At 75.5% G+C, this 233-nt stretch carries 1 protein-coding gene; it reads right to left on the reverse strand.

Annotation, left to right across the window (positions count from 1 at the left end):
- Nucleotides 1-233, reverse strand: a 233-nt coding sequence (locus AC0I8G_RS26260) for an endonuclease/exonuclease/phosphatase family protein (protein WP_471732549.1), incomplete at both ends; no start/stop codon positions are given.

Here is a 233-nt window from a genome sequence, read left to right on the forward strand (position 1 = left end):
GAGGTACCCCGCGGTCAGCCGGAGTTCGTCGGACTCCGCGACGGCGTTGAAGTCGCCGGTCAGCACCGGCGGGGAGTGCTCGCCGCGCCGGAACCCCTCCGCCACGAACGGCACGAGCACGCGGACCGGGGCGAGGCGGACCGCGGACTCGGCGGGGGAGGAGTTCAGGTGGGTCGTGGTGACCGGCAATGGCCGCCGCGGGGTGTCGACGAGCACCCGCAGCGCGGTGCGGG

It is taken from the genome of Kineococcus sp. AC630, assembly GCF_979255925.1.